Origin of the sequence: Isoptericola luteus (genome assembly GCF_020297055.1) — a bacterium.
GTDB classification, from domain to species: Bacteria; Actinomycetota; Actinomycetes; order Actinomycetales; family Cellulomonadaceae; genus Isoptericola; species Isoptericola luteus.
In genome coordinates this window covers 20,338-45,495 of sequence record NZ_JAIXCQ010000018.1, presented here as the reverse complement: position 1 = coordinate 45,495, position 25,158 = coordinate 20,338, and the positions used below count along the sequence as shown (strand labels likewise).

Annotated in this window: 25 protein-coding genes; 12 read left to right on the top strand and 13 right to left on the bottom strand. The window is 73.8% G+C overall.

The window, feature by feature from the left end; translation table 11 throughout:
• Positions 1 to 16: 16 nt before the first annotated feature.
• The 5 genes from LEP48_RS17840 to LEP48_RS17820 form a co-directional block, all read right to left on the bottom strand.
• Complete coding sequence (locus LEP48_RS17840; RefSeq protein WP_225566926.1) at positions 17 to 1,414, bottom strand: phosphotransferase; 1,398 nt, start codon at positions 1,412 to 1,414, stop codon at positions 17 to 19.
• Positions 1,411 to 3,189 carry a maltose alpha-D-glucosyltransferase gene (treS, locus tag LEP48_RS17835; protein ID WP_422723855.1) on the bottom strand — a complete coding sequence of 593 codons (1,779 nt, stop codon included), beginning with the start codon at positions 3,187 to 3,189 and terminating at the stop codon, positions 1,411 to 1,413. Before treS ends, LEP48_RS17840 begins: the two co-directional genes overlap by 4 nt.
• 64 nt (positions 3,190 to 3,253) lie before the next feature.
• Positions 3,254 to 5,311, bottom strand: coding sequence for an alpha-1,4-glucan--maltose-1-phosphate maltosyltransferase (locus LEP48_RS17830; RefSeq protein WP_225566925.1), 2,058 nt, complete (start codon positions 5,309 to 5,311; stop codon positions 3,254 to 3,256).
• A 37-nt stretch (positions 5,312 to 5,348) separates the two neighbouring features.
• Positions 5,349 to 5,531, bottom strand: coding sequence for a hypothetical protein (locus LEP48_RS17825; RefSeq protein ID WP_225566924.1), 183 nt, complete (start codon positions 5,529 to 5,531; stop codon positions 5,349 to 5,351).
• On the bottom strand, positions 5,528 to 5,827 hold the full coding sequence (locus LEP48_RS17820; protein WP_225566923.1) for a hypothetical protein: 300 nt from the start codon (positions 5,825 to 5,827) through the stop codon (positions 5,528 to 5,530). Before LEP48_RS17820 ends, LEP48_RS17825 begins: the two co-directional genes overlap by 4 nt.
• 67 nt (positions 5,828 to 5,894) lie before the next feature.
• Here LEP48_RS17820 and LEP48_RS17815 point away from each other — a divergent pair, with 67 nt between their 5' ends.
• Complete coding sequence (locus LEP48_RS17815) at positions 5,895 to 6,524, top strand: TetR/AcrR family transcriptional regulator (RefSeq protein WP_225566922.1); 630 nt, start codon at positions 5,895 to 5,897, stop codon at positions 6,522 to 6,524.
• Positions 6,525 to 6,559: 35 nt separating this feature from the next.
• On the opposite strand, the gene LEP48_RS17810 is transcribed toward LEP48_RS17815, so the two are convergent.
• Together LEP48_RS17810 and glgX are read right to left on the bottom strand one after the other, a co-directional pair.
• Positions 6,560 to 8,320: an FAD-binding dehydrogenase gene (locus tag LEP48_RS17810; RefSeq protein ID WP_225566921.1), complete on the bottom strand. Its 1,761-nt coding sequence runs from the start codon at positions 8,318 to 8,320 to the stop codon at positions 6,560 to 6,562.
• 52 nt (positions 8,321 to 8,372) lie between these two features.
• Positions 8,373 to 10,667 (bottom strand): glycogen debranching protein GlgX, encoded by a 2,295-nt coding sequence (gene glgX, locus LEP48_RS17805; protein WP_225566920.1) that lies wholly within the window; start codon positions 10,665 to 10,667, stop codon positions 8,373 to 8,375.
• A gap of 97 nt (positions 10,668 to 10,764) precedes the next feature.
• Between glgX and LEP48_RS17800 the strand changes: the two genes are divergently transcribed.
• The 11 genes from LEP48_RS17800 (at position 10,765) to LEP48_RS17750 (ending at position 19,909) form a co-directional block, all read left to right on the top strand.
• A complete protein-coding gene (locus LEP48_RS17800) occupies positions 10,765 to 11,430 on the top strand; it encodes a response regulator transcription factor (RefSeq protein ID WP_225566919.1) in 666 nt (221 codons plus the stop codon).
• Positions 11,418 to 12,614: a sensor histidine kinase gene (locus tag LEP48_RS17795; protein ID WP_225566918.1), complete on the top strand. Its 1,197-nt coding sequence runs from the start codon at positions 11,418 to 11,420 to the stop codon at positions 12,612 to 12,614. Before LEP48_RS17800 ends, LEP48_RS17795 begins: the two co-directional genes overlap by 13 nt.
• A 205-nt stretch (positions 12,615 to 12,819) precedes the next feature.
• Positions 12,820 to 13,377: an alternate-type signal peptide domain-containing protein gene (locus LEP48_RS17790; RefSeq protein ID WP_225566917.1), complete on the top strand. Its 558-nt coding sequence runs from the start codon at positions 12,820 to 12,822 to the stop codon at positions 13,375 to 13,377.
• A gap of 73 nt (positions 13,378 to 13,450) precedes the next feature.
• On the top strand, positions 13,451 to 14,641 hold the full coding sequence (locus LEP48_RS17785) for a prolipoprotein diacylglyceryl transferase (RefSeq protein ID WP_225566916.1): 1,191 nt from the start codon (positions 13,451 to 13,453) through the stop codon (positions 14,639 to 14,641).
• Complete coding sequence (locus LEP48_RS17780) at positions 14,638 to 15,231, top strand: signal peptidase I (protein WP_225566915.1); 594 nt, start codon at positions 14,638 to 14,640, stop codon at positions 15,229 to 15,231. The genes LEP48_RS17785 and LEP48_RS17780 overlap by 4 nt, the downstream gene beginning before the upstream one ends.
• Before the next feature lie 4 nt (positions 15,232 to 15,235).
• Positions 15,236 to 16,048, top strand: a complete 813-nt coding sequence (locus LEP48_RS17775; protein ID WP_225566914.1) for a hypothetical protein — start codon at positions 15,236 to 15,238, stop codon at positions 16,046 to 16,048.
• The gene (locus LEP48_RS17770) at positions 16,045 to 16,674 is read left to right on the top strand and encodes a sortase family protein (protein ID WP_225566913.1); all 630 of its coding nucleotides are present in this window, start codon (positions 16,045 to 16,047) and stop codon (positions 16,672 to 16,674) included. Before LEP48_RS17775 ends, LEP48_RS17770 begins: the two co-directional genes overlap by 4 nt.
• 594 nt (positions 16,675 to 17,268) lie before the next feature.
• Positions 17,269 to 17,547, top strand: coding sequence for a toxin HicA (locus LEP48_RS17765; RefSeq protein ID WP_225566912.1), 279 nt, complete (start codon positions 17,269 to 17,271; stop codon positions 17,545 to 17,547).
• On the top strand, positions 17,544 to 17,870 hold the full coding sequence (locus tag LEP48_RS18895; RefSeq protein WP_225566911.1) for a type II toxin-antitoxin system HicB family antitoxin: 327 nt from the start codon (positions 17,544 to 17,546) through the stop codon (positions 17,868 to 17,870). Before LEP48_RS17765 ends, LEP48_RS18895 begins: the two co-directional genes overlap by 4 nt.
• 217 nt (positions 17,871 to 18,087) lie before the next feature.
• A complete protein-coding gene (locus LEP48_RS17755; RefSeq protein WP_225566910.1) occupies positions 18,088 to 18,903 on the top strand; it encodes an electron transfer flavoprotein subunit beta/FixA family protein in 816 nt (271 codons plus the stop codon).
• A gap of 13 nt (positions 18,904 to 18,916) precedes the next feature.
• Positions 18,917 to 19,909 carry an electron transfer flavoprotein subunit alpha/FixB family protein gene (locus LEP48_RS17750; protein ID WP_225566909.1) on the top strand — a complete coding sequence of 331 codons (993 nt, stop codon included), beginning with the start codon at positions 18,917 to 18,919 and terminating at the stop codon, positions 19,907 to 19,909.
• A gap of 88 nt (positions 19,910 to 19,997) precedes the next feature.
• On the opposite strand, the gene LEP48_RS17745 is transcribed toward LEP48_RS17750, so the two are convergent.
• The 6 genes from LEP48_RS17745 to LEP48_RS17720 form a co-directional block, all read right to left on the bottom strand.
• Positions 19,998 to 20,270 (bottom strand): MoaD/ThiS family protein, encoded by a 273-nt coding sequence (locus LEP48_RS17745; protein WP_225566908.1) that lies wholly within the window; start codon positions 20,268 to 20,270, stop codon positions 19,998 to 20,000.
• A gap of 1 nt (position 20,271) precedes the next feature.
• Complete coding sequence (moaA, locus tag LEP48_RS17740; protein WP_225566907.1) at positions 20,272 to 21,378, bottom strand: GTP 3',8-cyclase MoaA; 1,107 nt, start codon at positions 21,376 to 21,378, stop codon at positions 20,272 to 20,274.
• 2 nt (positions 21,379 to 21,380) lie between these two features.
• Positions 21,381 to 21,677, bottom strand: a complete 297-nt coding sequence (locus LEP48_RS17735) for a DUF6457 domain-containing protein (RefSeq protein WP_225566906.1) — start codon at positions 21,675 to 21,677, stop codon at positions 21,381 to 21,383.
• Positions 21,674 to 22,420 (bottom strand): molybdenum cofactor guanylyltransferase, encoded by a 747-nt coding sequence (mobA, locus tag LEP48_RS17730; protein ID WP_225566905.1) that lies wholly within the window; start codon positions 22,418 to 22,420, stop codon positions 21,674 to 21,676. Before mobA ends, LEP48_RS17735 begins: the two co-directional genes overlap by 4 nt.
• Positions 22,417 to 23,811, bottom strand: coding sequence for a molybdopterin molybdotransferase MoeA (locus LEP48_RS17725; RefSeq protein ID WP_225566904.1), 1,395 nt, complete (start codon positions 23,809 to 23,811; stop codon positions 22,417 to 22,419). The genes mobA and LEP48_RS17725 overlap by 4 nt, the downstream gene beginning before the upstream one ends.
• Before the next feature lie 85 nt (positions 23,812 to 23,896).
• Complete coding sequence (locus LEP48_RS17720) at positions 23,897 to 25,129, bottom strand: MFS transporter (RefSeq protein WP_225566903.1); 1,233 nt, start codon at positions 25,127 to 25,129, stop codon at positions 23,897 to 23,899.
• Between the last annotated feature and the right edge of the window lie 29 nt (positions 25,130 to 25,158).

Here is a 25,158-nt window from a genome sequence, read left to right as displayed (position 1 = left end):
GGGGCCGATCGCCCGCTCACAACAGGTTCAGCGCCTGGTCGACGCCGGTGAGGGGGATGTGCACCCAGTCGGGCCGCTGCCGGGTCTCGTACACCACCTCGTAGAGCGCCTTGTCCAGCACGAGCGCCCGCAGCACCACCTCCGCCGTCGGCGGGTCCGCCTCCGGGGCGTCGGCGCGCTCCCGGTACGCGTCGAGGAACGCCTGCCCCGCCTCGGAGTACCAACCGACCGGGGCGGACGCGCCGCCCACGGCCGCCGCGTACCCGAACGAGCGCAGCATCCCGGCGACGTCGCGTGCCGGCAGGTCGGGAGCGGTGCGCTCCGCGGCGGGGCGCTGCGGCTCCCCCTCGAAGTCGAGCACCTTCCATCCCGACGGGCCGTACAGCGCCTGCCCCAGGTGCAGGTCGCCGTGGATCGCCTGCAGCCGCAGCGCCGGGAGCCGTCGCTCGAGGTCGTCGAGCAGGGCGGTGATCGCCGCCGACCGCGCGGCGAGAGCGGGCGCCTCGGCCACCGCCGTCGCTGCGCGGCGACGCAGCGCCTCGACGAAGTCGTGCGGAACCAGCCGGGGGCCCGGCGGCAAAGCCTGACGCAGCACGGTGTGCAGCTCCGCGACGACGCCGCCGAGCTCGGCCGCCCGGGGCGCGAAGGACTCGTCGCGGCCGGCGAGCTCGCACGCGAGCTCGAAGCCGTCGCGGGCGCCTGGCACCAGCTCGGCCAGCACCGCGAGCGCCGTCGGGCCGCCGGGCCACCGGGCGCCGTCGGTCGTGCTCGCGCCGACCACCGGCGTCTCCACCTCCAGCGCGCCGAGGAACCGCGGCACGCCCGCGAATCCCGCGCGGGTGAGGGCCTGCGGCACCACGACGTCCGGGTGCGGGCCGGGCACCACGGTGCGCAGGATCTTGAGCATCCCGCCGGTGCCCGCCGGCGACGGCACCCCCGGCAGCACCACGCTCGTGTTCGACTGCTCGCCGGCGAGCACGCGGCCGCCGGCGACGAGGGCGTCGTCCGCGGCGTCGTCCAGCCCCATCGTGTGCAGGAGGGCGAGCCAGAAGGCGGGGTGCGCGGCGCCGTCGTGCACGGCGACGTCGCCGGACCCCGTGGTCACCACGGCGATGAACCCGGGCCCGCGCTCGGCGGCGGAGGAGAGCACCAGCGGCACCTGCACCACGGCCGTCCCGCCGGGCAGGCCCGCGCCGGTCAGCCGTACGAGCAGGACGACGACGTCCGCCCCCGGCGCCGAGGCCCAGGGTCCGGGTCCGGGTCCGGCGTCGTCGAACGTCACCGCGAGCCAGGGCTCGGCGTGCACGGAGCCGCTGCCGGGGAACCAGCGCCGTCCGGGCAGCCATGCGGCGAGGAGCTCCCCGACGGTCGGGTCGGGCTCCGCGCCCGCGGGCTGCACCCAGACGCCGGTCATTCCCCGTCGCCGCCCGGCCGCGCGTCGTCGGGGGAGCCGCCACCGGGCGGGGTGAGCAGCAGCCAGTAGAAGTCGCGCGACCCCCACGTCATCGCGACCCCGCCGTCCGCGCCGACCGCCGGGAACTGGGCGCCGCCGAACACGTCCGTCAGCGACCAGCCCTCGTACCCGGGCAGGTAGATGCTGGCGGAGCGCGCCGTCGTCGACAGGTTCGCCGTCACCAGGAGCGTCTCGGCAGGGGTCGAGCGGGTGAAGGCGAGGACGGCCTCGTCGTCGGCGTCCAGCGCGGTGAACGTCCCGACGCCGAACGCCGGGTGCAGCCGCCGCACGGCGAGCATGCCGTGCACCCAGTGCAGCAGGCTGGAGGGCTGGTCGAGCTGGGCCTCCACGTTGTGGTGCTCGTAGTGGTAGACGAGCGACTGGACCAGCGGCAGGTACAGCTTGCCCGGGTCGGCGGTGGAGAACCCTGCGTTGCGGTCGGGCGTCCACTGCATGGGCGTGCGCACGGCGTCGCGGTCGGGCAGCCAGATGTTGTCCCCCATGCCGATCTCGTCGCCGTAGTACAGGCACGGCGAGCCGGGCAGGGACAGCAGCAGCGCGTGCGCGAGCTCGATCTCCTTGCGCGAGCTGTCGAGCAGCGGGGCGAGCCGCCGCCGGATGCCCACGTTGGCGCGCATCCGTGGGTCGGGGGCGAACCACCCGTACATCGCGGCACGTTCCTCGGTGGAGACCATCTCGAGCGTCAGCTCGTCGTGGTTGCGAAGGAACGTGCTCCACTGCCCGCCGGGGGCGGGGACGTCGGGCGTGTCCGCGAGGATGTCGAGCAGCTGGCGCGAGCGCTGGTCCCGGATCGCGTAGTACAGCCGGGGCATCACCGGGAAGTGGAAGCACATGTGGCACTCGGGCTCGTCCGCGGTGCCGAAGTAGTCGACCACGTCGCGGGGCCACTGGTTCGCCTCGGCCAGCATGATCCGGCCCGGGAACTCGTCGTCGATCATGCGGCGCACCCGGCGCAGGAACGCGTGCGTCTCGGGCAGGTTCTCGCAGTTGGTGCCCTCGGCCTCGAACAGGTACGGCACGGCGTCCAGCCGGAAGCCGTCCACCCCGAGCCCGAGCCAGTACCGCGCGACGTCGAGCATCGCGTCGGCCACCCGCGGGTTCTCGAAGTTGAGGTCCGGCTGGTGGGAGAAGAACCGGTGCCAGAAGTACTGGCGGCGCACCGGGTCGAACGTCCAGTTGCTCGTCTCGGTGTCGACGAAGATGATCCGCGCGCCCTCGTAGCGGGTGGTGTCGTCCGACCACACGTAGAAGTCGCCGTAGGGACCGTCCGGGTCGCTGCGCGACGCCTGGAACCACGGGTGCTGGTCGCTGGTGTGGTTCATCACGAGGTCGACCACCACGCGGATGCCGCGCGCGTGGGCCTCCGCGACGAGCTCCGTGAAGTCCTCCACCGAGCCGTACTGGCCGGCGATCGCGGTGAAGTCCGAGACGTCGTACCCGCCGTCGCGGAGCGGGGACGGGTAGAACGGCGGCAGCCACAGGGCGTCGACCCCGAGCCACTGCAGGTAGTCCAGGCGCGCGGTGATCCCCCGCAGGTCGCCCGTCCCCGAGCCGTCCGTGTCGGAGAACGCGCGCACGATGACCTCGTAGAACACCGCGTGGCGGTACCACTCGGGGTCGTCGTCCAGCCCGGGCTTGTCGAGCGGGGGCGGTGCGGGCTGGCGGCGCGGAGGCAGGGCCTGCACCGGTAGCTGGCGGGTGATCGGGCGTGGCACGACGGCGGCCCCACGGGGGTCGCGCTCCCGCCCTGAAGGGGCCGCCGTCGTCACGACCGCGCCCTCATGCCAGGCCCACCCGCAGCAGGTGCGCCACCTGGACCCGGGGTTCCAGCCGCACGTAGGGATGCGCGCCCCAGGGGTACGTGGCACCGGACAGCTCGTCGTGCGCGACGAAGAAGGGCTGGTCCTCGACGCCGTCCGGCCGTGCGAGGCCGAGGGCCTCCAGGTCGAGCAGGACCGTGGCCTCCTGGACGCCCCACGGGTCGAGGTTGAGCACGACGAGCACGACGTCGTCCTGGCTGCCGGCGTGCCCCGTGGCCGGCAGGTGCTCCGCCCGCACGCGCCGGGAGAACGCCACGACCTGGTCGTTCGTCGTCGGGTGCACGGTGAGGTCGCGGAGCTGCTGGAGGGCCGGGTGGGCGCGGCGGAGCTCGTTGAGCCGGCGCAGCAGCGTCGAGATGCCGATCACCTCGGCCTGCGACCAGTCCCGGGGCTTGAGCTCGTACTTCTCGTTGTCGATCTGCTCCTCGACGCCCGGGCGCGGCACGTTCTCCACGAGCTCGTACCCGGAGTAGATCCCCCACGTCGGGCTGCCGGTGGCCGCCAGCACGGCGCGCACCGCGAACCCCGCCACGCCGCCGTGCTGCAGGTACGGGGGGAGGATGTCGTGCGTCGTCGGCCAGAAGGACGGGCGCAGCACGGAGCCGGCAGGACCGGAGACCTCCGTGAGGTACTCCTCGATCTCGGCCTTGGTGTTGCGCCACGTGAAGTACGTGTACGACTGGTGGAAGCCGATCCGCGCGAGCGTGGCCATCATCGCGGGCCGCGTGAACGCCTCGGACAGGAAGATCACGTCGGGGTGCTCGGCGTGCACGCGGGCGAGCAGCCACTCCCAGAAGTCCAGGGGCTTGGTGTGCGGGTTGTCGACGCGGAAGGCGGTGACGCCCCGGTCGATCCACAGCAGCACGATCCGCAGGATCTCGGCGCTCAGCCCCTCGGGGTCGGTGTCGAAGCTTAGCGGGTAGATGTCCTGGTACTTCTTCGGCGGGTTCTCGGCGTAGGCGATCGTGCCGTCCGCGCGCACCGTGAACCACTCCGGGTGCTCGGTGACCCAGGGGTGGTCGGGGGAGCACTGCAGCGCGAGGTCGAGCGCCACCTCGAGGTCGTTCTCGTGGGCGGCGGAGACGAAGTCGCGGAAGTCCTGCTCGGTGCCCAGCTCCGGGTGGACGGCGTCGTGCCCGCCGTCCGGCGAACCGATCGCGTACGGGCTGCCCGGATCGCCGGGCTGCGGGTCGAGGGTGTTGTTGCGGCCCTTGCGGAACGTGGTGCCGATGGGGTGCACCGGCGTGAGGTAGACGACGTCGAACCCCATCTCCGCGATGGCGGGCAGGCGCTTCGCCGCCGTGCGGAACGTGCCCGAGCGCCACACGCCGCGCTCCTGCGTGGCTCCCTCGGAACGGGGGAACATCTCGTACCAGCTCCCGGCGAGCGCCAGCGGCCGGCTCACGCGCAGGGGGTAGGTGGCGCTCGCGGTCACCAGCTCGCGCAGCGGGGAGCGGCGCAGGGCGTCCTTGACCGCCGTCGTCATCGCCATCGCGAACCGGGCCTCCGGGGGCCGGGCGTCGTCGGCCAGCTCGCGGGCGGCGGCCGCCAGGACGTCGGCGTCCTGGCGGGTCCGGGCGGCCTGGGACGCGGGCGTGACGATGCGGTCGAAGATCCGCTCGCCCTCGGCGAGCATGAGGTCGACGTCCTGGCCGGCCTCGAACTTGATGGCGGCGTCGTGGGCCCAGGTCGCGTACGGGTCGGACCAGGCCTCGACGCGGAAGGACCACTCCCCGGTGGCGTCGGGCTGCAGGAACCCGCGGAACCGGTCGAGGCCGGGCGCGACGTCGGTCATGGGCGCGGTGGAGTGGTCCGTGCCGTCGGGGGCCACGAGGACGGCGGTGGCGGAGACGGCGTCGTGCCCCTCGCGGAACACGGTGGCCTCGACGGGCACGACCTCGCCGACCGCGGCCTTCGCGGGCCACCGGCCTCCCTCCACGACGGGGGAGACCTCGAGCACGGGGATGCGCCCGATCGGCGCGGGCGGCGTGGGCTGCGGTGACGTCACGGCCTCCACGCTATCCAGCCCGCCTGCCGACCGCGCGTCCACTCGCTCAGGAGCGGGGCGGCGGACGCCGGTCGTGACGCTCCGGGCGGCCGAGCAGCCGCCACACCACTGCCGCCGCGACGATCAGCACGACGACCGCGCCGACGAGGATCAGGCCCTTGACGAGCGCGTCGTGCACCAGGAGCCGGACGATCTCGTCGCCGGAGGTCCCGGCGAGCCTGCCGGTCACGGCCGGGTCCCTGGCGCGGCGCCGTCGTCGTCGGTGTCCCGGCCGGCGCGACGGCCGGCGTCGTGACGGGCGGGGCCGGCGTACCGGTCGCCGGGCGGTCGCGGCGTGCCGGTGTACCGGTCGACGGCCGCGCGGGCCGCGGCGCGCACGACGGGTTCCATCCGCCGGCGTGCGTCGTCGAGCCGCCCGCGGCGGCGCAGCACGAGGGCGGCGGCGAAGACCGCGACCGCCACGAGCACGACGGCGCCCGCGACGAGGCCGAAGCGCACGAGGAGCAGGGTCGACAGGGTTTCCATGATGTCTCCGTTCGTATCACGACTGTGATAAAACCAGAACGTATCACAGTGGTGATAGAAAGAGCCCATGCCGAAGCTGGTGGACCCGGTGGAACGTCGCGAGCACATCGTCCGCGCCGTCCTGCGACTGGTGGCGCGCGAGGGGTTCGCGGGGGCGTCGCTGCGCAACGTCGCGGCCGAGTCCGGGCTGAACATCGGCTCGGTACGGCACTACTTCACCTCGCACACCGAGCTCGTCCTCTTCGCGATGACGTCGATGGTCGAGCGGGTCTCCGCGAGGCTCCTCGGCCACGTCGAGGCCGCCGCCCACTGGGAACGCCGGCCGCTCGCGGCCCGCCGGGCGACGGTCCAGGCCGCCCTGGAGGAGCTGCTGCCGCTCGATGAGGACCGGCACGCCGAGGTCGCCGTCTTCGTGGAGTTCGCGGCGGCGGCGCGCACCGACCCGGCGCTCGCGGCAGCGGCGCGCAAGGCCGCCGCGGGCACCCGCGGGTTCGTCGCGCGGCTGACGGAGCGCTACGTCACGACCGACGGGATGCGGCCCGGCCTCGACCCCGCCGTGGAGGCCGCCCGGCTCTGGGCGCTCCTCGACGGTGTCGCGACCCAGGCCGTGCTGCAGCCGCAGCTCGTCACGGCCGAGACCTGCCGGCAGGTGCTCGACACCCACCTGCGCAGCCTCGAGGCCACGCGCGGCACCTGACGTGCCCCCGGGGGTGCCCCTGAGCTACCCCGGCGTCAGGCGTCGGCGGCCAGCGCTCGCCCCGTGACGCGGCCGGTGTGCAGGCACCCGCCGAGGAACGTGCCCTCGAGCGCGCGGTGGCCGTGCACGCCGCCGCCGCCGAACCCGGAGGCCTCGCCCACCGCCCACAGCCCGTTGAGCACGGAGCCGTCGGCCCGCAGCACCCGCCCGGAGGGATCGCACCACAGGCCGCCGAGGGTCTTGCGGGTCAGCACCGACAGCCGCACGGCGAGCAGCGGGCCGTCCTTCGGCGTCGTGAGCGGACGCGGCCTGGCCACGCGGATGAGCTTGTCCACGCGGTAGTCGCGGGCGGCCCGGGTGGCGACCACCTGAGGGTCCTTGCCCAGCCCGCTGGCGACCTGGGCGTCGCGCGCCGCGACCACGGCGGCCAGCTCGGCCGGGTCCACGTGCCCCGTCGATCCGGGCGTCGCGTCGACGAGCGCGTTCATCTTGCCCGCGAGCTCGGCGGGGGAGTCCGCCCACAGGAACTCCGGGGACTCGGCGGCGAACCGTGCCACGGGGCCCACGGCGCCGGGCAGCACGCGCTGTGCGAGCAGCCCGAGGTTCTTCCCCGTGAGGTCCGGGTTCTGCTCCGACCCCGACAGCGCGAACTCCGACTCCATGATCGCCTTGTTGAGCACGAACCACGAGTGGTCGTCACCGCGCCCGGTGACGTGCTGCAGCGCACCGAGGGCGTCGAACCCCGGGAACAGCGGCGCAGGCAGCCGGTGCCCGTCGGCGTCGAGCCACAGCGAGCTCGGCCCGGGCAGGATCCGGATGCCGTGGTCGGTCCACACGGGAGAGTGGTTCGCGATGCCCTCGGGGTAGTGCCACATGCGGTCGGAATGGACGACCGCCGCCCCGGCGTCGGCCGCGACGTCCAGCATCAGCCCGTCGGTCGAGTCGGGCACACCGGACAGCATCCGCTCCGGCAGCGTCCCGGCCGCCGGGTCCCAGTGCTTGCGCGCCAGGTCGTGGTTCGCCCCGATGCCGCCCGTGGCGATGACGACGGCCCCCGCGGAGATCTCCTCCGTGCCCACCACGTCGCGGTTCGACGGCGCGCCGCGACCTGCGAAGGGGTGCGCCGGGTCCGGGGGCGCGTCGGCGAGCACCTCGGCCCGCACCCCGGTCACCCGGCCGTCGGTGGTGACGAGCTCGGTGACCCGCCGGCGGAAGCGCACGTCGAGCAGGCCGGCGTCGCGGGCCGCGCGGGCCGCCGTCACGAACGGCGCCAGGATGCCCGGCCCGGTGCCCCACGTGACGTGGAAGCGGGGCACGGTGTTGCCGTGCTCGAGCGGCGCGCCGCCCTCGTGGCCCACGGTGTAGCCGCCGCGCTCCGCCCACTGCACCAGGGGGAACCAGCGCACGCCCTTGGCGTGCAGCCAGGAGCGCAGGTCGCCGGCAGCGAACTCGACGAAGCGGTGCGCCCACGCGTACCCGTGCCGGTCCGGGCCTTCGCCCCGCTCCGCGCCGGGGGCGAACTGCGCCGACCCCAGCCAGTCCGACCAGGCCAGCTCGGGGGAGTCGTGCACGCCCATCGCCCGCTGCTCCGGCGACCCGACGAGGAACAGCCCGCCGAACGACCACCACGCCTGGCCGCCGAACGACGCCTCGGGCTCCTGGTCGAGCAGCACGACCCGTCTCCCGGCCGCGGTGAGCTCCGTGGCGGCGACCAGGCCGGCGAGGCCCGCTCCCACCACGATCACCTCGGCGGACGGTCCTGCGGGCTGGGCAGCGGGGGAAGCGTCGGCGCTCATGCCCGCAGTGTGGCAGAGGAGCAACGTCCAGCACACGGGTGACGTCCGGCCGTCACCGCCCCAGGAAGAGCTCCACGCTCAGCGACTCCAGCACGACGTCCTCCGGCTCGTCGTCGGCGGGCGGCTCAGGACGGTCCCAGGTGGAGCTCCACACCCGCTCCCACGCGGTGCCTTCGGGGGCGGGCGCCAGGGTGACCGGGACGTCGTCGAGCGCGCCGTTGAGCACGAGGAGCACGTGCGCGTCCCCGTCGCCCGGGCCGTGGCGAAGCATCTGCACGGTGCGCCGACCGGCCACGTTCCAGGCGTCCCGGTCCATCGGCGTGCCCTCGGCGGTGAACCACAGCAGGTCGGGCACGTCCTCACCGGGGCGGGGCGTGCCGAGGAAGAACGAGTCCGCCCGCAGCGCCGCGTGCTCCCGCCGCAGCGCGAGCAGGAAGCGGGTGGTCGCGTACAGGTCGCGGGCCGCGGCGGTGTCGTCGGACGTGCGCCAGCCCCAGTCGAGCCAGGTCGTCGCGTCGTCCTGCGTGTAGGCGTTGTTGTTGCCGCCCTGGGTGCGGCCGGACTCGTCGCCCGCGGTGAGCATCGGCGTCCCGGCGGAGAGCAGCAGCGTGGCGAGCAGGTTGCGCTGGGAGCCCCGCCGCAGGGGCACGACGGCGGACCACGGTTCCGTGGTGGTGTCGGGGTCACCCTCGCCGTCGGGCGCGTGGCCCTCGACGCCGTGGTTCCACGACAGGTTGTGGTCCGACCCGTCGCGGTTGCCCTCGCCGTTCGCCTCGTTGTGCTTGTGGTCGTACGCGACCAGGTCGGCCAGCGTGAAGCCGTCGTGGGCGGTGACGTAGTTGACCGACGCGACCGGCCCGCGCATCAGGGGCGGGTCCGAGTGGCCGAACAGGTCCGCCGAGCCGGCCAGGCGCGTCGTGAGCTCCCGCAGGCCGTGCATGTCGCGCCCGTGGGAGCCCTGTCGCGGGGCGTCCAGCCAGAACCCGCGGGCCGCGTCGCGGAACCGGTCGTTCCACTCCGCCATCGGCGGCGGGAACTGGCCGGTCTGCCACCCGCCGGGGCCGACGTCCCACGGCTCCGCGACCAGCTTCAGGCCGCTGAGCACGGGGTCGGTCTGCAGAGCCACGAGGAACGGGTGGTCCGGCGAGAAGCCGTGCGAGCCCCGGCCGAGCGTCACGGCCAGGTCGAAGCGGAACCCGTCCACGCCCACCACCTCGGCCCAGTAGCGCAGGGAGTCCAGGGCGAGCTGGACCACGCGCGGCCGGCGGAAGTCGAGGGAGTTGCCGGTGCCGGTCACGTCGGCGAGCGCCGCGGGGGACGCGCCGTCGTGCAGGTAGTAGCCCGCGTTGTCGAGGCCGCGCCAGGCCACGTGGAGCCCGTCGTCGCCGCCCTCGCACGTGTGGTTGTAGACGACGTCGAGCAGCACCTCGATCCCGGCCTCGTGCAGCAGGTGCACCATGCCGCGGACCTCGTCCAGGACGGCGGCCGCCCCGGCGTCCTGCGCCGCGCGCGTCGCGTACGGGGCGTGGGGGGCGAAGAAGCCGAGCGTCGAGTAGCCCCAGTAGTTCGTCAGCCCGCGCCCCGCGAGCCAGGGCTCGCTCGTGGACGCGTGGACGGGCAGCAGCTCCAGCGTCGTGACGCCCAGGTCCTGCAGGTGGGCGATCGTCGCCGGGTGCGCGACGCCCGCGTACGTGCCGCGCAGCTCGGGCGGCACGTCGGGGTGCTGCATCGTCAGGCCGCGCACGTGCGCCTCGTAGACCACGGTGTCGGCCCACGGCACGCGCGGACGGCTCAGCGGCGGCGGGGCGGGCTGGGACGCGACGACGACGGAGTGCGGCACGAAGGCGAGCGAGTCGCGCTCGTCCGGCGCGCCGTACCGCTCCGCGACCCAGCGGCCGGGATCCTCGCCGTCGCCGTCGCCGTCGACGAGCGTCGAGACGGCGCCGAGCGTCTCGGGTCCGTACGCGACGTCGCCCACGATGCCGCGCGCGTACGGGTCGACCAGGAGCTTCGCGGGGTTGTGACGCTGGCCGGCCTCCGGGTCCCACGCGCCGTGCACGCGGAACCCGTACCGCTGACCGGGACGGACGTCGGGCACGTGCGCGTGCCAGACGCCGTACGTCGGACCGTCCAGGACGACACGCCGCTCGGCGTACCGCTGCGGGTCGTGCGCGTCGCGGTCGGGGTCGACGACGTCGACGAGGCACAGCTCCACGCCGTCCGCGTGCGCCGCCGCGACGGCGACGTCGACGCCGCCGTCCGGCGTGGGGTGCACCCCCAGCGGCGGCACGTGGCTGCGTCGGGCGGCGGGGCGGACCAGCGGTGTGACCTTGGGGCGCGACTCCATGGGGCCATGGTGCCCGTGGAACCTCAAGGCCGCGCGCGGCCCCGCGGCGCGGCGGCCTCGCCGTGCCGAATCGTGACCGATGCGTAGCATCGTGCGTGTGGTCACCACCGTGACGCGCGTGAGCATCGTCGAGGACGAGGCGCTGATGCGCGGCATGCTCGAGGAGGCGTTGGCGTCGCACGAGGGCGTCCGCGTCGTGCACTCGGTGCCCGGCGTCCAGGAGGCCCGGCTGGTGATCACGCCGGGGAGCTGCGACGTGGCCGTGCTCGACGTGAACCTGCCCGACGGCAACGGCGTCTCGCTCGGGCTGCAGCTCCAGCGCGCGGACCCGCGGCTCGCGATCATGCTGCTCTCCAGTGAGGACGTCATGGGCCTGTTCACCACGGTGCAGGACCAGGTCAGCAAGCCGTGGAGCTACCTGTCCAAACGGTCGAGCTTCGCGCGCGACGTGCTGGTGCGCGCCGTCACCGCGACGGCGCAGGGCCAGGTCGTGCTCGACCCGTACCTCGTGCAGCGGTCGTCGCCGCGGGCGAAGACGGCTGTCGCCGAGCTGACGCCCGCGCAGTTCCAGGTGCTGCGCCTCGTCGCGGAGGGCTGGTCGAACCAGGGCGTGGCCGAGCAGCTCGGCATCAACGAGCGGTCGGTGGAGAGCCACCTCCAGTCCATCTACCAGCGCCTGCAGATCGGCGGCGAGGGCCACAACCGACGCGTCGCGGCGGTGCTGGCGTTCCTCGAGCAGACGGGGCGCTCGTGGCGGGGCTGATCCGGCAGCGCAGCCTCTCCGAGCACGGCCGGGTGGCGCTCGTCTTCGCGGTCGTGAACGTGGCGCTGTTCGCGATCCTCGACCTGTCGCAGTGGATGGGGTGGGGCGGGCTGGCGGCGGCGAAGTCGAAAGGAGTTCTCGGCGTCGTGTCCGAGGGGCTGGTGCTGACCTCGGTGAACCTGGTCTTCGGCCTCCTCGTCATCGGCGGGGCGTTCCTGTTCCGGGTGCTGAGTCGCCCGTGGGCGACCCGGCTCGTCGCCGTCGCCGGGCTGTCGGCGGTGTTCGCGATGCCGCGGGTGCTGGCGCTCCTGGAGATCGGGACGACGCCGACGGGCTCCCTGTTCGGCCTCGTCGAGGGGGCGGTCGGCATCGCCGCCGGCACCGTCGCCGTGGGCATGGCGCTGTTCGCCGCCGACCTCATCGAGCAGGCCCGCACCGAGGCGCAGCGGCGCGAGGAGGAGCAGGCGCGCGCCGCACGGGCCGTCGACGAGCTGCAGGCCGAGGAGATGCGGATCCGCCGCATGGTGTCCGACCAGCTCCACGGCACGCTGCAGTACCGGCTCGTGACCGTCACGGCCGCTCTCGACCAGCTCGCGTCCGACCTCGCCGGGGGCAAGGAGACCGCCGTGGCGGACATCCGCCGCTGGGCGGAGGCGCTCGAGGAGATCCGCGAGACCGAGGTCCGTTCGCTCAGCCACGCCGTCTTCCCCGCGGGCCTGGAGATCGGCGCCGTCGAGGCGATCGAGCTCATGCTGCGCCGGCTGCCGACGGCGATCGCGACGTCCGTCGAGCTCGGACCTAGGTATCGCAGCCACATCGCCGAGGAGCAGGGCGCCGCGCTCCTCCCGGTGACCGAACGGCTCGTCGCCGTGTACGCCGTCGAAGAGGCGGTGACGAACGCGCTCAAGCACGGCCGCGCCCGCACCGTCCGCGTGCGCGCGGAGGCCTACCCACGCCAGGAGCCGGGGCACTGGGTCTTCGAGGTCACGGTCGACGACGACGGCTCGGGGCCCCCGGACCCGGTCCCCCCGTTCCACGGCCTCGACCGGCACCGCTCCCGCATCGAGTCCCGCGGCGGGGTCCTGGAGCTCACCACCAACCCCGACGGCGGCGGCCGGCTGCACTTCACGCTGCCCTTCCGGCGCGAGGACGACACCACCGCGGCGGAGCGCCCGGGACGCTGAACCCGGCTCGTCGGCGAGAGCTCGACGAGCTCCTCCGTACTACCACGGACGTCGGTGCGGGTTTTCCTCATGACTGCCGTCTTCGTGCGAGTGCGTCCCGCCATTCTTCTTGCAAGCCCAGCAGGGCGAGGGCGGAGGAAGAAGCGCCGTCCGCGACGCCGGTCCCCAATGGGCCGCGGCGACATGTCGACTCGGAGGAAGCACCATGCAGAAGAAGACCAAGGGACTCGTTGCCGGTGTCGCCGGTGGAGCGCTGCTGCTCGGCACGGCCGGGACGTTCGCGCTGTGGTCCGACACGGACACCATCGGTAGGGCGGAGATCACGGGGGGTGCGTTCAAGCTCACGGCGCCCGCCATGTCGTGGGCCGAGTACGAGATCGACGAGGTGGGGGAAGGGAAGGAGCTGGACGGCAGTGGCGACTCCACTCTCAAGATCGTTCCGGGCGTTGTGCTGAAGGGCAAGACCACGATCTCGACGGAGCTCTCGGGTGACCACCTCGCCGCAGAGCTCAAGATCGACGGCGTCGAGACGCAGCCGGAATGGCTGGACATCACGTGGCAGCTCGAGGGCAGCGAGGCCGGCGAGGGCTGGACCACCACCCTCACGCCGGCGAGCGCCGGCACGACGGAGCTCAGCGTGGCGATCCAGCTGAAGGAGCAGGGCGGCAAGTACTCCACCGTCAAGGACAAGACCTGGGGTCCCGAGAACATCGAGGTCACCCTCGAGCAGCTCCCGCCCAGCAGCACGCTGCCCCAGCCGTGACACCTCGTAGCACCAGCCCGGCCTCGGCTCCTTCCTGGAGCCGGGGCGGGCCCACCCCGCCAGAGGAGGCGACATGATTCGCAACCGCGCGGTGGTCTTGACCACCGCAGCAGCACTGGTCGGCGTCCTGTCGGCCGGAGCGCTCGCCAGTGGTGCCGGAACGACGTCGGCGCTCTGGCGCAGCCATGTATCGCTCGCGCTGCCCGCCATCGTCGACGGGTCGGAAGTCAAGGCTCCGACGATTACGCCCGAAGAGTATCCAGACAAGGTTGCGCTCGAGACGAACGATTCCCCGAAGTCAATCGCCGGAATTCAAGTCTCTGGCATTGCCGAGCAGGGCGCCTATCGTTTGACGATGGCGCTCCCTGACACATGGGAATTTCTGAGCTTTCACAAGCCGGAGTATCGGTTTGTGATCTTGCAGGAAGGGAAGGAAGTTGGGCATTCCGCTGACAACCCTGGACGGCCATTCGACATTGTCTTGACCACGCCGGGAGCGAACGTCGGTGGCCAGTTTGGCGATCTGCGCGCCGAGGTGAATTCGGCCCAGGATGTCACGATCCTGCTTCAGGTGTGGAGGAGCGGGGGAGGCAATGAAGCCAGTTCTGCAACTGGCTTGAGTGTCGATCTCAGTGTCTTCGACGGCCAGAGCTTTGTTAAGGTCGCCGACGAGATTATTCCCGTGCCCGAGATCGTGCACAGACTCAAGAATGTCAGCAGTCCAGCCCGCGATCTCCGAGGGCCTGTTGACCATGGCGTCATCACGGGGGGTTCTCAGGAACGAGTCGCCCAGCCTGTTCCTGGAGAGTCCGAGACGGCGCAGAAGGAGGCCCTCGCGCCTGAGCCAGGGGAACCGGAGGCTGTCGAGACCGAGGAGTCGGTGGCGGCCGCCGAGCCAGAGGAGCTGGCAGTGGCTCCTGAGACGACGGAAGCCCTGCCCGAGCTGGAGGAGCCGGCTACCGACGCCCCGTCCGCGGACCCGGTCGAACCGGACGTGATCCAGGCCGACGAGCTCGAGCCGGGCGAGGCCCAGGCGGTGGACGAGTCCGCCGAGGACGCCCAGCCCGCCGGCGACGCTGGCGACGCTGCCGACGCCGCGTCCACGGAATCGGTGGAGCCGGACGGAGCCGAGTCGGCCAGGGAGCCTGACGACGTCAGGCACGAGGACGACGAGGACGACGAGGCCGACGAGGCCGACGACGAGACGTCGGACGACGAGTCCGACGACGACACGCAGGACGGCGACGAGGAGGCGGACCGATGACCGACCTGGACCAGCGCTCGGCCACGGCCGACGCTGCTGTACAGGCTCCGGTGCAGGCCGGGGCCGCCGGCCCCGGTGGGTCGCCTCGACCGGTCGCCGCCCGGGTCGGGTCGATCCTGCTGACCGTCGTCATGGTGGCGCTGGTCGTTCTCGCGGCGGCCGTCGCGGTGGTCCCGCGCCTCCTCGGCGCGGTACCGCTGACGGTGCTGTCGGGCTCCATGGAGCCCGTCTTCTCGCCGGGTGACCTGGTGGTGACCCAGCGGGTGGACCCGAACGAGATCCAGGCCGGCGACTTGGTGACCTTCCAGCCCGTCTCCGACGACCCGACGCTGATCACGCACCGCGTGGTCGGCCTCCAGTGGGACGCCGACGGCGTCACCGGCTTCGTCACCCGTGGCGACGCCAACGGCGCGGACGACGACCCGATCGTCGCGGACCAGGTCATGGGCCGCGTCGTCTACTCGGTGCCCCTCGTGGGGCACGTGACCAACGCGGGCTGGGGCCCGGCGGCCGCCACGATCGGCGCGGTGTGCCTGCTCGTCTACGGGGTCGGGACGCTCGTCTTCCCGGACCGGAACAGGAAGGAGTGAGCTCATGTCGAAACTCAGGTCACGACGGTCCGGCGGCTTCGCCGTCCTCGCGACGGTGCTCGCGCTCATGGCCACCACGGCGGTCACGGCGCAGGCGGCCGTCACGCCGGCCACGCCGGTCGTGCCGGAGCCTGCCGTGCACGACGTCGCGATGCGATGGACGGGCGAGGCCGGCCACCTCACGGTCCAGGGCGACGCCCTGGGGATCGTGACGGTCGTCCCCGGTGACGCGGGGGCCACGACCGTGCGCGTCACCAACGAGGGCCCGAGCTCCGGGAACCTCACCGCGAGCATCGTCAACGCGAGCTTCGGCGGCGCCGATGCCGACGACGAGTTCTTCCGCGACCTGCGGATCAACGACGTCGCCGCAGCCGACCTGGCCGGCGATGACCACGTGATCCACGAGGTCGAGCTCGCCCAGGGCGCCACCACTGAGGTGCCGCTGACCTACGAGTTCCCGCTCGAGGCCACCAGCGGCAACCGGGCCGAGGTCGGCGAGCGCAAGTTCGCCTTCGACGTCCAGCTGCGGATCACGGGCGACCCGTCCGCGACGCGGGACGCGGACCCCGCGCCCGCGACACCGGGCGGAACCGGCGGGGCCGATGTCGGGTCGACCGACACGAGCGACCTGCGCCTCGCGGAGGTCGCCGACAAGGCGACCGGCGGGGGCCTCTGGGCGGGGAGCACCGCCGCTACCGGCGGTGCGGCGCTGCCCACCGCCGGGTGGATGCTCTTCCTCGCGGGTGGACTCCTGACCCTCGCGCTCGCCGCGGCGAGGGCACGACGCGGCGTCCCGGCCGAGCAGGAGGACGTGTGAGCAGGTGGGTCCGCAACGCCCTGGGCGCCGTCGTCGTGGCGGCGCTCACGGGCGCGGCCGGGCTCACCTGGCTGGCGCTCGGGGACGACCCGGGGGGCCACGTCCTCACCGATCTCGACGGTCACCGGGTCGCCCTGGACGCCGTGCCCGACACCCGCGCCGCCGACGTGCGCCCGACCGGCGGCCGGTTCCAGGCTCCGAGCCAGGGTCTGGACGTGCCGCTGGTCGAGATGTCGGTCGCGGGCGGCGTCCTGAACCCGCCCACTCTCACCGAGGCGTTCGTGGTGCGCGATCCCGACGGCGAGACGGCGGAGGGCGTGCGCCCGCGCGTCGTCGCGCTCCACGCGGTGCGCGACGGACGTGCGCCGGGGAACGCCTTCTTCGAGCACGCCGCGGCCGACCCGGCACCGACCGTGCGCGCGGGTGACGAGCTGGTGCTCGACGGTGTCAGGTACACCGTCGAGGGCACCGACGTCCGCACCAAGGCGGAGGCCGCGCAGTCGGCGGACATCTGGGCGCCGCGGCCCGACGGCGCCGACCGGCTCGTAATCATCACCTGCCTGCAGCGCGCCGGCCGCACCGGGGCCGCGGCGGAGAACCTGGTGGTGCACGCGGCACGCACCTGAACGGCGGGTGGGTCGGCACGTCGCGACCCGGCGGTCTCTCGGCGCGGGATCTCGGTGCAGGGGCCGAGGAATGGTGCTCGGACCTGCGGTCATATCGCCTCTGGCGAGGGTTCCCCCCGTGGTTGGGTCTTCCTGTAGAGATCTATCCCTAGTAGTAGCCGTGGCTCGGGCTGTGAATCCGTGGACGACGCACACGAGCTCCAAGGAGGCGGCTCCTGCCTCGTCAGGAACACCCGCCCGGTGGTTCCTCGCCGTCGTGACGGTGCCGCTGAAGTACTCCATCGCCAACGGCAGCGCCAGTCTCTGTGTACCGCTCCCGCGCGCCGGTGTCTCTCCCTCGTCTCGCCCGGTCGTGACGCCGAGGTGATCTGTCTCGTCGAGGGCGAGGGCCTGCCCGTCTCGACGTCCCGGCTGCCACTGTGGGACGCGTCATGCAGCGTCACCGCGAGACGCTCGTCGCGGCCGCCGTCTGAGACGCCACCCCCCGGCCCCGGCTCGAGATCGAGTCAGAGCTTCGTGGTTTCTCGCACGCCACCTATCAACTGCTGACAGGTCGCTTGACGAAAGCGGTACCACTATTGGTACCGTCGTCGCGTGACGAAGACGGACAAGGCTCTCGCCAAGATGAGACAGAGCCCGACGTCCATCCGGTTCGAGGAGCTTGAGCGCGTGTGCGTGGAGTTCTTCGGCGATCCGAGACAGAGCGGGACCTCCCACCAGGTCTACGCCACACCGTGGCGGGGCGATCCCCGGGTCAACATCCAGAACAAGGGCGGCATGGCCAAGGCCTACCAGGTCCGCCAGGTCCTCGACGCGATCGACAAGCTCAAGACCATGCAAGATGAGGACGACTCCAAGGAGGAGGAGAAGTGAACGCCGCCGAGCACTACAGCTACCGCGTGGCTTGGTCCGCCGAGGATCAGGAGTTTGTCGGTACCGTCCTCGAGCTGCCGTCTCTCTCGTGGCTTGAGTCCGAGCCGGGCGCCGCGTTCGCTGGCATCCAGCTACTGGCGGCCGAGGTGGTCAACGACCTGCTGGCCACCGGCGAGCAGGTTCCCGAGCCGATCTCCGAGCGCAACTACTCTGGCAAGTTTCAGGTACGGATCCCGCCGGCTGTGCACCGCCGGCTCGCCGAGGAGGCTGCCGAGCAGGGTATCTCGATGAACCGCCTCGTCAGCCACAAGCTCTCAGCCTGAGACAGCACGAAGCCCCCCGTCGCCGGCCGGGGCAGGTAGCTGTCCAGCACCGCTCGCCTCTAGCGTCGCCGCTTGGCGGGTGCTGTCGCAGGTTGATGACAGCACCCTGTGACGTCCCCCCGCACCGCCCGCTCCGGGAGGTCTGCCGAGTAGGCTCGGCATCGTCGGCCGTGGACCTGCGGCCGGCCGTCACACCGTGAGCTGGAGGTCGCCGCCCGTGCGCATCGTCGTCGCCGTGAAGTACGTACCGGACATCAACGCGGAGCGGCGGTTCGTCGACGCTCGCGTGGACCGCAGTCCCGACGTGGGCACGCTCAACGAGCTCGACGAGAACGCGATCGAGGCCGCGCTACGCCTCGTGGAGGCTCTGCCCGACGACGAGCGCGAGGGCAGCGAGGTCGTCGCCGTCACGGTCGCGCCGGCCGAGGGCGACGTCGCGCTGCGCAAGTCGTTCCAGATGGGCGTGCACCGTGCCGTGCGGGTGAGCGACGTCGCGCTGGCCGGGTCGGACTACTTCGGCACCGCCGCGGCGCTGGCCGCCGCCGTCCGCCGGCTCGGGGCCGAGGCCCCGGTGGACCTGGTGGTGACCGGCATGGCGGCCCTGGACGGGCTCGGCTCGGTGGTGCCGGCGCTGCTCGGCGCGGAGCTGGACCTCCCCGTCCTCACCCTGGCCAAGAAGATCGCGCTCGATCACGCCGGCGACGCCGCCACCCTGCGGATCACCCGCGAGACGGACGAGGCCACCGAGACGCTCTCGGCCCCGCTGCCCGCGGTGCTGTCCGTCGCGGACACGGCGAACCGGCCGCGGTTCCCCGACTTCAAGCTGATCATGGCGGCGCGCACCAAGCAGATCGAGCAGTGGACCGCCGCCGACCTCGGGCTCGACGCCGCCGCCGTCGGGACCGCCGGTGCCCGCACCGAGGCGTTGAGCGCCGAGCCCCGCCCCGCAAGGGCCGAGGTCGAGCTGGTGGTCGACAAGGGCGAGGGCGGCAACGCGCTCGCCGACTTCCTCATCCGCAACGAGCTGGTCTGAGAGGGCTGCCGACATGACCAACCGCACCGTCCTCGTCCTGGTCGACCCCGCCACCGAGGTGCGCTCCAGCGTGCTGGAGCTGCTCACCATCGGCCGCGGCCTCGGCCGCGTGGAGGCCGTGACCGTCGAGTCCCCGACCGTCGAGGTCCTCGCCCAGCTCGGCGCCTACGGCGTCGAGACCGTGCACCAGGCCGAGATCGCCCCGGCCGCCCTGGGATCCGTCGGCGGCGAGGCCGCCCGCCACCTGCCCGTCGTCGTCGCCGCTGCCCTCGCGACCGCCGTCCGACGCACGGACGCGGACGTCGTCCTCGCGCCCGCCACGTTCGGTGCCAAGGAGGCAGCCGCCCTGGCCGCGCACGCGCTCGGCGCGGGGCTGATCATCGACGCGGCCGCCGTCGGGGAGGACGACGACGGCCGCATCGTCACGGGCAAGCGGGTGTTCGCCGGCGCGTGGGACACCCGCTGCGCGGTCACCGCGGACGTCGCGGTGCTGACCGTGCGCTCCAACGCGGTGGTGCCCCAGCCGGCCCAGGCGGCCGTCGCGACCGACGTCGAGGGCCTCACGGTGGAGCTGCCCGGAACCCGTGGCGTCGTCGTCGAGTCGCGTGACGTCAAGGACCGCCCGGTCGGGCGCCCCACGCTCGAGGAGGCTGCCGTCGTGGTCGCCGGCGGGCGCGGCACCGAGGGCGACTTCGGCCCGGTCGAGGAGTTCGCGGACGCCGTCGGCGCTGCCGTCGGCGCCACGCGCGACGCGGTCTTCGAGGGCTGGTTCGACCGGTACGTGGGGCAGACGGGCGTGACCGTGGCCCCGCGCCTGTACGTCGGCGCGGGGATCTCGGGCGCGCCGCACCATCGGGGCGGCATGCAGGCGTCGCAGGTGATCGTCGCGGTGAACTCCGACCCTGAGGCGCCGATCTTCGAGATCTGCGACTTCGCCGTCGTGGGCCAGCTCGCGGACGTGCTGCCGCAGGCCGCGGCCGCGATCCGGGCGCACCGCGAGTCCTGACCCGCCGGAGCAACGAGCGTCCTGGTTCGATCCTCAAACGGCCCGTCTGAGGATCAGACCAGCACGCTCGTTGCTCTGGCGGGGCGGGTCAGCCGCCCGCGAAGGGCGGCAGCAGGTCGAGGCCCGCGCCGTCGGGCACGACGTCGGACGGTGCCGCCCGGCGCCCGTCAAGCAGCACGCTGCACCGGGCGAGTACGGGTGCAGCAGCAGGGGTCGAGGCCGACAGGCGCGCGACGACGTCGCCGACCGTGGTGCCGGGAGGCACCGTGAGCGCCTCGCCCGACCGGCCCAGCGCGGCCCGCGCCGCGGCGAAGTAGCGCAGCTCGACGGTGGTCGTGCCGACGGTCGTGGTGGGGGTCATCTCATCCTCCGATGGCGCTCATGGTGCGTTCGGGCTGCGTGAACCCTTCACCGAAGCCCGTGTCGGTCATGCCGTGTCCCGCCTGCTTGCCCCACATCGCGGTGCGCCACAGGTCGGCGAGCACCGCGTCGTCGGCGCCGGCACGCAGGGGGCCGAGCAGGTCCGTCTCCGTGTGCGCGAACAGGCAGTCGCGCACCCCTCCCTCGGCGGTCAGGCGGGTGCGACGGCAGTCCCCGCAGAACGGCTCCGTCACCGACGCGATGATCCCGACCCGCCCCAGCCGGTCGCCCGTCCCCTGCGGGGACCGCACGACGAAACGCTCCGCAGGGGCGCCGTCGCGGGGCTCGACGTCCGGCTCCAGGGCGAACCGCTCGCCGAGCAGGTCGCGCACCTCGGCGGCCGTGACCATCGCGGAGCGGTCCCACGCGTGGTCGGCGTCCAGCGGCATCTGCTCGATGAACCGCAGCTCGAACCCGCGCTCCAGGCACCAGGCCAGCAGGTCGGCGGCGTGGTCGAGGTTGACCCCGCGCACCAGCACGGCGTTGATCTTGACCACGTCGAAGACGTCGGCCGCGGCCGCGATGCCCGCCAGCGTGCGCTCCAGGAACGGGCGGCGGGCGAGGGTCGCGAACGTGTCGGGGTCGAGCGTGTCCAGGGAGACGTTCACCCGGTCCAGCCCGGCGTCGCGCAGCGCACGCGCCCGGGAGTCCAGCCCCACGGCGTTCGTCGTGAGGCTCAGCTCCGGCCGGCGGGGCAGGGCGGCGCAGTCGCGCACGATGTCGAGCAGGTCGCGGCGCAGCAGCGGCTCCCCACCGGTGAACCTGACCTGCCGGACGCCCAGGTCGCGGGTCGCGATGCCGACGAGCCGCACGATCTCCGCGCGCGTCATGGTCGCGTCGCGGGGGAGCGCGGGCAGGCCCTCGGCGGGCATGCAGTACGTGCAGCGCAGGTTGCAGCGGTCGGTGAGCGACACGCGCAGGTCCGTGGCCACGCGCCCGAACGAGTCCACCAGCCCGCCGGTGTCCGGGCGCCCGCTCGGCAGCGCGACCGGGCCCGCCGCCGGCGCGGCGGGGCGCGGCGTGGGGATGCCCAACGTGACGACGGCCATCGTCAGGCCTGCCCGGCGGGGCCGGCGTCGCGCCAGGCGAGCGCCGCGGCAGCGGCCCGCTCGACGGCGTCGCTGGACTCGCCCCGGGCGGCCGCCAGGCCCGCGGCGTACCCCGCGACGTACGTGCTGACCGGGGCCGCAGGGCGCGCCACCTGGTGCGCCGCGTCACGGGCGAGGTCCAGGACGGCGCCGATGTCGACGGTCCCCGGCGGGAGCGAGAGCTCGGCCTCGAGCGCGGCGACCCACCGGTCGAGCACCGAGGTTCCGGGGGCGCTCGGGGTGGGCGTCTGGTCGGTCATCGGCGTGCCTCCTGACTGCTGTGCGGGCGTGGTTCGTCCGGGGGCCCGGCCACGGGTCGTCGGGCCTCTACCGTAAGCCGTCGGGCGTCGTCCCAGGTGTCGACGTCCTGGCTCAGCCCCTCGTCGTCGGGTACCTCGAGGCAACGCAGCGGCGCGAGGAGCTGGCGTACCGGGATCCCCGCGGGTCCGTCCGGGCCGCAGACCGTCGCCAGCGCCCGCCGCAGCGCGTCGTGCCGGTACATGCCGACGAGCCACTGGGGCCGGCCGTCGTGCACCAGGTAGGCGCCGTCGGTGCCGGGCGCCGCCGTCGCGGCCGCGGCGCGCAGCCGGGGGACGGCGACCGCGGCGTGCGGCACGTCCACGGCGAGCAGGAGCACCCACGGCGGGTGCTCGCTGTCGCCGTCGTCGGCGTCGTCCGCGCCGCCGGCGGCGGCGGGGCGGCGCAGGGCCTGCAGGCCGGCATCCAGGCCGGCCACGGGCCCGCCGAACGGGGGGTCCTCCCGGGTCCGTACGACGTCGCGACCGGGCGGCCACCGGTGCCCGGGGGCGGGCGTCGTCGGCACGGGGCCGACGACGACGGTGCGCCGCGCGCCGACGGCGGCGGCGAGCGCATGCTGCTCCAGGGTCGTCCCCCGCAGGACGAGGGTGGGCTTGGGCACCCCGCCGAGACGGCGGGCACGCCCGCCGGCGAGGACGACGGCGTCGAACCGGTCGTCCTGGCGGGCGAGGTCGCGCGGCGTCATGCGTGCCTGCCGGGCGGGACGCCGTCGAGGGGCAGCACGTCGAGCTCGTCACCGACGGCGACCTTCTCGACGTCGGCGGGCACGACGGCCAGGGCGTCGGCGCCGAGCAGGGCGGAGGAGGCGTGCCCTGCCGGTCCGACCACGTGCTCGACGTCGCCGGACGCGAGCGTCCGCACCGGCACGACGTGGACCCGTCCCGGCGGGCTCGACCACGCGGACGCCGACCGCCGCCGGAGCGTTCTGACGTCGGGTGCGCGGCCGGCCAGGGCGTCGATCGCGGGCCGCACGAAGAGCGCGAACGAGACGAACGCGCTCACCGGGTTCCCGGGCAGCGCGAGCCACGGGACGTCACGCCACCGCGCGAGGGCCTGCGGGTGCCCGGGACGCAGCGCGACGGCGGCGACCTCGACGGCCCTCAGGCGGTCGTCGGGCGTCGCGAGGACGGCGCGCACGACGTCGGAGGCCCCGGCTGAGACCCCGCCCGTCGTGACGACCAGGTCGACCTCCCGCGCCGCGGGGGGGGGCCTAGCGCCCCCCTCGACTCCGTCCGAGGGGGCCGATCGCCCGCTCACAGCGTGGTCGAGGGCGGCGCGCAGCGCGTCGGCGTCGTCGGGCACGGCGCCGGTGCGCACGGCGTCGGCCCCGGCTGCGCGCACCAGCGCGGCGAGCAGGAGGGAGTTGGAGTCCGGGATGCGTCCGCTGTCGGTGGTGTCGGCCCCGGCTCCGGCGGGCAGCAGCTCCGAGCCCGTGGACAGCACGGCCACACGTGGCCGCCGTCGCACGGGCAGGGTCGTCAGCCCGCCGGACGCGGCGACGGCGACGAGGGCGGGCGTGACGGCGGAGCCCGCTCGGGCGAGCAGGTCACCGGGAGCGACGTCCTCCGCGCGACGACGGACGTGGGCGCGGGGCTGGCGGGCGAGGGTGACCTCGTGCTCCGTCGTCGGGCTGCCGGCGACGAACCGGCCGGTGGACGTGCGCTCGACCGGCACGACGGCGTCCGCCCAGGCGGGCACCGGTGCGCCGGTCATGATCCGCACGACCCCGGTGACGCTGTGAGCGGGCGATGCGCCCTCCGCACCGGCGGAAGCCGGGCCCATCGCCCGCTCACAGCGGTGGGCGGGGGAGCCGGGGCGGGAGTCGCCGACCACGGGCAGGGTGACGGGCGTGCCGTCGGGCGGAAGGTCCGCCAGACGCACGGCGTAGCCGTCCATGGCGGCCGCGTCGAACGGGGGCACGGCCGCCTCGGCGTGCAGGTCGCCGGCGAGCACCAGCCCCGGCTCGCCGACCGCGAGCCCGGCGAGCCCGACGTCGACGGCCACCAGGGGAGCGACGTGCGCCAGCACCGCCGCGACGTGCTCCTCGACGCCTCGGGACGTGCGGCCGGTGCTCATGGGGCCACGCTAGGCCGGGTGCGTGACGCGCGTGCGGCACGCACCTCACCGCCGGGCGTGCGGCGGGGTGAGATGACCTGACGGGTCATCCGGCGTTCGCCCGTACCCGCTTGCGCACCGGCCCCAGCGTGAACAGCAGCGTGAGCAGGCCGGTCAGCGAGAGCAGGCCGAACCCGATGTTGTAGTCGCCGTTCGCGGCGTACACCGCGCCCATGATGAGCGGCGGGATGAAGCCGCCCAGGCCGCCTGCGGCCCCGACGACGCCGGTGACCGCGCCGACCGTCCCCGGCGGCGCCATCTTCGCCACGAGCGCGAACGTGGCGCCCGAGGAGGCGCCCAGGGCCGCCGCCAGGCCGAGGAACGCGATCGTGGAGCCCGGCAGGAGCTGCGGCTCGAACAGCATCATCCCCGCGAAGACCGTCACCGCGACGAAGCACGCGACGGACACCGGGATGGCGCCGACCTTGTCGGACAGCGTGCCGCCGATCGGCCGGCACACCACCGCCAGCACGACGAACCCGGCGGTGCGGAGCGACGCGTCGGTGGCACTGAGGTCGTAGCCGTTCTGCAGGAACGTGGGCAGGTAGACGGAGAAGGCCACGAAGCCGCCGAAGCCGATGGCGTACAGCCACGAGAGCTGGAGCGTCGCGGGGAGCTTCAGGGTGGCCCAGGTGCGGGCCCACATGCCGCCGCCGGTGCCGGGGGTCCACGCGGGAGAGTCCGTCAGCAGGGCCCGCGACGCCACGGCGAAGATCGCCAGCGCCACCGAGACCACGACGAACGGCGCCCCCTCTCCCCATGCCTCGCGGATCGGCACCGTGGAGAAGGCCGCGACGGCGGTGCCGCCCATGCCGGCGCCGAAGATGCCGAGGGCGGTGCCGCGCCGTGCCGGCGGGTACCAGTTGTTGACGAACGGGACGCCGATGGCGAACGTCGTGCCGCCCAGCCCCAGCAGGAACCCGCCGACGAGCAGCCAGACGAGGCTGTCCGCGACGAAGCCCACGAACAGCACCGGGACGATCGTCAGCGCGCTGCACAGCGGGAACATGACCTTGGCGCCGAAGCGGTCGGTGAGCGCGCCGATCGGGATGCGCCCGAGCGAGCCCACGATCACCGGCACGGCCACGAGGACCGACACCTCGAAGTCGGACAGCGCGTACAGCTGGCCGTACGTGTTGCCCAGCGGGCCCAGCAGGGCCCATGCCCAGAAGCAGATCGCGAACCCGAGGGTCGCGAGCGCGAGCTGCGTGGGGTTGCCGGTGACGGCGACGGGGGCCGCCGTCGTGCCGGCCGGGCCGGGGGGCGGTGCCGAGGTCATGTCTCCTCCTGGGGCAGGGGCCGTGCGCA